The organism is Acinetobacter sp. YK3 (genome assembly GCF_001729365.1).
Classification (GTDB): Bacteria; Pseudomonadota; Gammaproteobacteria; order Pseudomonadales; family Moraxellaceae; genus Acinetobacter; species Acinetobacter vivianii.
The window spans coordinates 1-5,776 of sequence record NZ_LZPJ01000143.1 but is presented as its reverse complement, the minus strand read 5'-3'; the positions used below and the strand labels follow the sequence as shown (position 1 = coordinate 5,776).

Annotated in this window: 4 protein-coding genes and 2 pseudogenes; 3 read left to right on the top strand and 3 right to left on the bottom strand. The window is 38.7% G+C overall.

Going from position 1 to position 5,776, the window contains the following annotated elements; translation table 11 throughout:
• From A9Z07_RS16760 to A9Z07_RS18140, 3 genes and pseudogenes are all read left to right on the top strand, one after another.
• On the top strand, positions 1-792 hold a 792-nt coding region (locus A9Z07_RS16760), incomplete at its 5' end, for an alpha/beta hydrolase (protein WP_069579918.1).
• A gap of 38 nt (positions 793-830) precedes the next feature.
• Positions 831-1,748 carry an alpha/beta hydrolase gene (locus A9Z07_RS16755; protein ID WP_069579917.1) on the top strand — a complete coding sequence of 306 codons (918 nt, stop codon included), beginning with the start codon at positions 831-833 and terminating at the stop codon, positions 1,746-1,748.
• 114 nt (positions 1,749-1,862) lie between these two features.
• A pseudogene (locus tag A9Z07_RS18140) lies at positions 1,863-2,105 on the top strand (FAD-dependent oxidoreductase); the annotation flags it as partial.
• Between the two features lie 173 nt (positions 2,106-2,278).
• Here A9Z07_RS18140 and A9Z07_RS18080 read toward each other — a convergent pair.
• From A9Z07_RS18080 to dddY, 3 genes and pseudogenes are all read right to left on the bottom strand, one after another.
• Positions 2,279-2,492: pseudogene (locus tag A9Z07_RS18080) on the bottom strand (HlyD family secretion protein); the annotation flags it as partial.
• A gap of 210 nt (positions 2,493-2,702) precedes the next feature.
• Positions 2,703-3,875, bottom strand: a complete 1,173-nt coding sequence (locus tag A9Z07_RS16745; RefSeq protein ID WP_069579919.1) for a hypothetical protein — start codon at positions 3,873-3,875, stop codon at positions 2,703-2,705.
• 14 nt (positions 3,876-3,889) lie between these two features.
• Entirely contained in the window at positions 3,890-5,098 is a 1,209-nt protein-coding gene (gene dddY / locus A9Z07_RS16740; RefSeq protein WP_069579915.1) for a dimethylsulfonioproprionate lyase DddY, read from the bottom strand.
• Positions 5,099-5,776: the final 678 nt, after the last annotated feature.

The following is a 5,776-nucleotide window of genomic DNA, read 5'->3' as shown; positions in this document are numbered from 1 at the left end:
TCAGGCAATATTTATGGTCAAGCCTTAGCGGATGCTGGTTTTGTGGTGCTAGTCATCGATGCATCATTCCAAGGTGAAAGTGGTGGTGAACCACGTTTTATAGAAAATCCATATCACCGCGTTGAAGATATTCGTTATGCCGTCGATTATTTGGTCACTCAAGATTTTGTCGATGAAAATCGTATTGGTGCTTTAGGTGTCTGTGGCGGTGGTGCTTATGTACTCAACACGGCGATGACAGAGAAGCGTATTAAAGCCGTGACCTCAATTACTGGCGTGAACTTTGGGCGTATGACCCGTGAAGGTTATGGTGGAACAGGTGCGGCTTTAATTGAAGGGCTTGAAGCCATCGCGCAACAACGTACTGCCGAAGCTCGCGGTGCAGCATTATTGGTGAATGATTTACTGCCACCATCTGTAGAAGAAGGTAAAAAAGCGGGAATTACCGATATTGATCCACTCGAAGCGACGGAATACTACAAAACTACGCGTGGTCAGCAACCCAATGGCGCAACCAGTGCCTTATTCTCTCGTATGAGTGTTGCTTTAGGCTGGGATGCATTTCACTTGGCTGAAGTTCTATTAACACAACCGATCTTAGTGGTAATTGGTGACAAGCCAGGTGCATTTGGTGCTTATCGTGATGGTCATGAAATTGTACGTCGCGCGGCATCGACACAAAAAGAGCTATTAGTTTTAGAAAATACATCGCATTACGAATTATACGATCGACCTGAGCCTGTTGCTAAAGCAATGGCAAAAGTAATCCCATTTTTTAACGCACATCTTTAAGTTTGAAACACAAAAAATCTCAATAGAGGAACATGAAAATGTCAAAAGAAATCAGTATCCAAAATCATAATGGTCAAGGGATTACCCTTGCAGCAGTGATCAACTTCCCTGAAGGTTTTGATGAAAGTAAAACTTATCCTGCGGTGGTGGTGAGCCATCCAGGCGGAGGTGTTAAAGAGCAAACGGCTGGTTTATATGCGCGTAAGTTAGCTGAGCATGGCTTTGTAACGATTGCCTACGATGCTTCTTATCAAGGCGCGAGTACAGGTTTGCCTCGTCAGTTAGAAAATCCGTATGTTCGTACTGAAGATGTCAGTGCTGTGATTGACTATTTAACATCACTGCCTTATGTCGACAATAAACGTATTGGTGCGATGGGGATTTGTGCAGGTGCAGGTTATACCGCAAATGCTGCAATCAATGATCGCCGTATTAAAGCGGTGGGTATGGTGAGTGCAGTTAACATTGGTCAAATGTTCCGTAATGGCTGGGAAAACAATGTTAAAGATGCAGATGCACTCCCTTATATCCAAGCAGGTACAGATGCCCGCACCTCAGATGCCAGTGGTGCCGAAATTGCAACGATTCCGCTTGCGCCATTGAGAGAAGAAGATGCACCTAATGAAGAATTGCGTGAAGCATGGGAGTATTACCATACCCCACGTGCTGAACACCCAAATGCACCGGGTTTTGCTACTGCACGTAGTTTAACTCAAATCATTACTTATGATGCCTATAACAAAGCTGAAGCATTTTTTACTCAACCTTTATTGGCCATTGCAGGCAGTGTAGCAGGTAGTAAATGGATGAGTGAGGACTTGATTAATCGTGCAGCTAGTACCGATAAGCAACTTTATGTTGTAGTCGGAGCCAATCACATGTCTCTTTACGACAAATTAAATTTTGTTGATGAAGCGGTAGCTCAATTGGTTCCATTCTTTAGCACAAAACTTTAATCACACCGTACTTTAAGTAACTCAACAGGTCACTTTAAAGTGGCCTGTTTTTTTTCGAGATGTTGGAGTAGCACAATGAAACATATTTGGTTTGTGACAGGTACGATACGCGGAATGGGCGTTGAAATTGTTAAAGCAGCGATTCAGCAAGGGGACTCGGTTATTGGCGCTGGTTTAGCAGGCTTAAAAGCGACGACCGAGTTAAAAAAGGTAGGTAAAAAAGTTTTGCTTTTAGAAGCAAGAGATAGAATTGGTGGGTGACCTAAAACAGGAGAGATTTGTGGAAACGCTATTGATCTAGGTGGACAATGGGTTGGTCCACAACAAAAATTGCTGCTTGCAGAAGCAAAAGACATGTGAGTACAAACATATGAACAATATGTTATGAAACATATCACTTGTACTATCCGCACAGACGTCAGCAAGCGCCTTTATTAAATATCTTAATTAATGCATTAAAAGAAAATTTTAAATAAATAGCACTTAATCAGATTGATTTTCTTAAGCGCATTCATTGAAAAGAATAAGTGTTAATTCATTACCGTGGTAATCACAGACATTCCATGACTTAAGCGATTTAATTTTTTTTGGATCTATTGCTATTCGTACTGCGATGCCCTGTACTATCTTGGTAATGTTTCCTGTCGCATTATTTGATTTTTTGACACTAAATTTAGAGCCGGCAGCAGGTGAAATCTCTTCTACATGGCTTGTGAGTTTTTGATGACCCAAAGCATCTACGGTAACCTTATGTAATGGTGTTAATTAACAAGAAGCCATTGTTTCAGCGAATTAGATTGATGAGTGAATCAGCAGGTTTTTATTAGAGAAGTTATAGATCATGTTACTAAGTAAGAATATGGCAGTTCAAGTTTGAAAATAGATGAAGTGAATGATTAAGATAGACAGCTATCAATGTAGTTAGCTGTCTATAGCTTTCTTTATAACAAAGAACTAAAAGTTATATTGGAACATGATGTTCAATAATTTATTCCATTTTCCATCGTCACCTGCTGCAAGTGAGTTGCCCGTTCCACCAATAAATGGATCGTTTTTACTCATTAAATATTCGGTATAAAACGAAATACTTTTGTAGTCCCATACTACACCTACGATATTACGCTGTGAGTTATCAAAGCCGGGTTCTTTTTTATTGAAACCACTAAATACAAAATAGGGTGTTATGTTGAGTGAATCTCGGACGTTCTTAAAGGTATAACTTGTATCAACTGTATAGAAATAGCCTTTATTGGCAATATCGTATTCACTGTCAAACGAACCAAAAGAAGAACTTGCTGGGCTTAAGACATCTTTGTTGCTAATCGACTGTTTGCCTCCTGTGAGTACCACATTCAAGTTTTTATAGTTAATTCGATTAAACACAGCCCAAGTGTTTCGATTTCCATCGGTAGATGTCTTTTTATTTTCAATATCTGAATGCCAGTAGCTTCCTCCTACCGATACTTTTAAATCATCTGTACTTAAAAACTTAAGATATTGATCAATACGTGCCATCCACATATTTTTTTCATTTAGATTGGTTTTAAGTGGATCAGATGAGTTAACCACATTAGCAGTATAGCGTGCTGAATCTTTGCTACTTCCGTGGTAATTACCACCATCAGTTGCGAAATAAGCCAAATCCAATTTAGTCTCGGTCGGCATTTCAAAGTGATAGTTTACACCTAAATCTAAAGCATCTTGTAGGCCCATGGTATTGTTAATACCTGCATAGAAACTGCTATCCCAATAGCGACCCGGACCAAAAGGAATTGGTTGTAACCCGACTGTAATATTATCAGTAGTATTTAAGCGGTATCCTGCATAAGCCTGTACTAATGTTGAGAAATCACAGAGTTTATCGTATTGGTAACAGCGATATTGGAGTTTACCAAACCAGTATGGTGATTCATAAGCTACATTTAAAATGGCTGCATCGAATTTAATCTTCTGATCAGGAGCAGATTCTCCATAATCTTTGTCTTGATAATTAGCTCGTAATGTTCCTGAAACTGTGACTGCCCCAAGTTTATTTTGAGTATCACCAAAAGTGATGCCAGCAGTGGTTGGTAGAGACATTGAGATTAATAAAAAGCTTAAAGCGGATTTTGCGAATATTCTTGTCATAATTTTATCCATCTTTATGGCTTCCAGTCGTGTAAGTCACAGACTACCTGTTCTTCAGGTTTCATTTTCTTTATATCTTTTGGATCACCCGATAGAGGATGACACAACCGTGTGGATTGCTCATTATCCTGTCCTGTTGTACGAGCCCAAACTGTAACTAAACCAGAATTTTGAATCGTCTGATTGCAACCTTCAAGTGCATGGAATGCATGAATTGAATTACGTTCAAAGTAGGTGAGCCACTTCTGGTCTGGATCCTGATTGGAAAACCACTTTTTCCATTTACCTTTTGACCCATCGATCTGAACGTTCCAGCCTTTATCACTGCGTTTTTGTTTGAATTGGTCGCTGTCCCAATGCATCACCATAAACTTATTTTGATCAATACACTGAGGTTTGGTCAGTGTCATATAAATCTCTTGAGGGTGGTGATAATGGTAGGGATAGGATGTATTGAATAAATGTACGGTCATGCCAATTTCTGCACCTACTTTTTCACCATCAATTTCCTTAATTCGCAAGTTACCCCAAGGCCCCATGACTTCCGCATAAAGATAACCGCCACGGAAACGGTCGCTTCCCGCATTTGCATTCTCAGCATAAAACGGGATCCAACCCACAGAAGACCAAAGCGTTGGTAATCCTTTGATACTGACATCCTTCGTCCAGTGTGACTTAGTGTCGGTGCGTGATGTAATTGCTAAGAAATTTTCGTTCAATTCTAAGCCTGCTGCACCAATTGCACCCCCCATTTTTTTGTAGTAATCAGTCAGTAATGGACGGTTAATCCATTTTGAAGTTGCTGATAAATTTTGTACTTGTGAACTAGGGGTGTAGAGGGTGAAATCTTTATAATTTTTTTGTGGGTCGAAACATGCTTTTGCTTTATCTGGCTCGGCTAGTACAGCCCTGAGATGTTTTGCGACCAGTTCTACATCACGGTATTTCATAATACAACGTGTTTGCGCTTTTCCTGTTTCGGAAGAATATGTTTGGGTCGTTGCTTGCGCTGAGTCTTTACATTGACCAGTAGGTGTTTCAAGTGCTTTTAAGTATTGGTCTAAATAGACTAGGGACTCAGCCCAGAACTGGTCTACCAGCTTTTGTTCCTCGGCAGTCAAACTTACAGGTTTTACATCATCTTGGCATTTGAATTCGGCCGCTTGTGCTTGAAAGCATGCAAGCGTAGTTCCAAAAACTACACCTAAAATTCGTTTATTCATGTTTCCATTTCCTTGGTTTTAAATAATCGGGAACCCTCTTTTTTGTAGGTTCCGTCTTCCATGTTTAATTATTCAACATTGATGTTGATCCATCAGATCCCAATTCATTCGGGCATCTATCTATTAGTGATTGAGATGGTTTTTCTAGACTACAGTCCTCCTTGAAAAGTAGCTAATTCTTGAACTATTTTAAAATAATTAGACCATGTGTCTATAAATAAGTCCAAAAAAAGACATTGGTAACCACCAAGGTCTAAACGATTAGTGAAAAGGAAAGTTATTTTGTCCTTGTTTCTCGATATTAGACTGAGTGTCTTTTAATTGCAATACACTTAATTCAATAAAGACAGAGGTTCTCTAATAAACTTCGCTGGTTGTAGTATATTTCTATTTTTTCTTTTTAAAAACATTGTGATATTGTTTGGAAGTCAATATTGATGAAGCTACGAAATCGATAATAAAGTCATGAGAGTATGTTTTCAGAAGGAAGGCGAACATACAGATATAGAACATTGAAGAGGTTTTAGCATTTAGATCCATATATATTTTTAAAATTTATATTTATAAAAGAATATAAGGATGAAAAATCAACATAATTATCTAAAAATTATTATTATTTTTCATTTCATCACACATAAATTTTTTTAAAATTTTACCATTGTACGACTTCGTCAATAT

What these genes read in the sequence shown, in the direction of transcription:
- A9Z07_RS16755 (WP_069579917.1), top strand. Translation starts at nt 831, where the DNA reads ATGTCAAAAGAAATCAGTATCCAAAATCATAATGGTCAAGGGATTACC.
- A9Z07_RS16745 (WP_069579919.1), bottom strand. Translation starts at nt 3,875, where the DNA reads ATGACAAGAATATTCGCAAAATCCGCTTTAAGCTTTTTATTAATCTCA.
- dddY (WP_069579915.1), bottom strand. Translation starts at nt 5,098, where the DNA reads ATGAATAAACGAATTTTAGGTGTAGTTTTTGGAACTACGCTTGCATGC.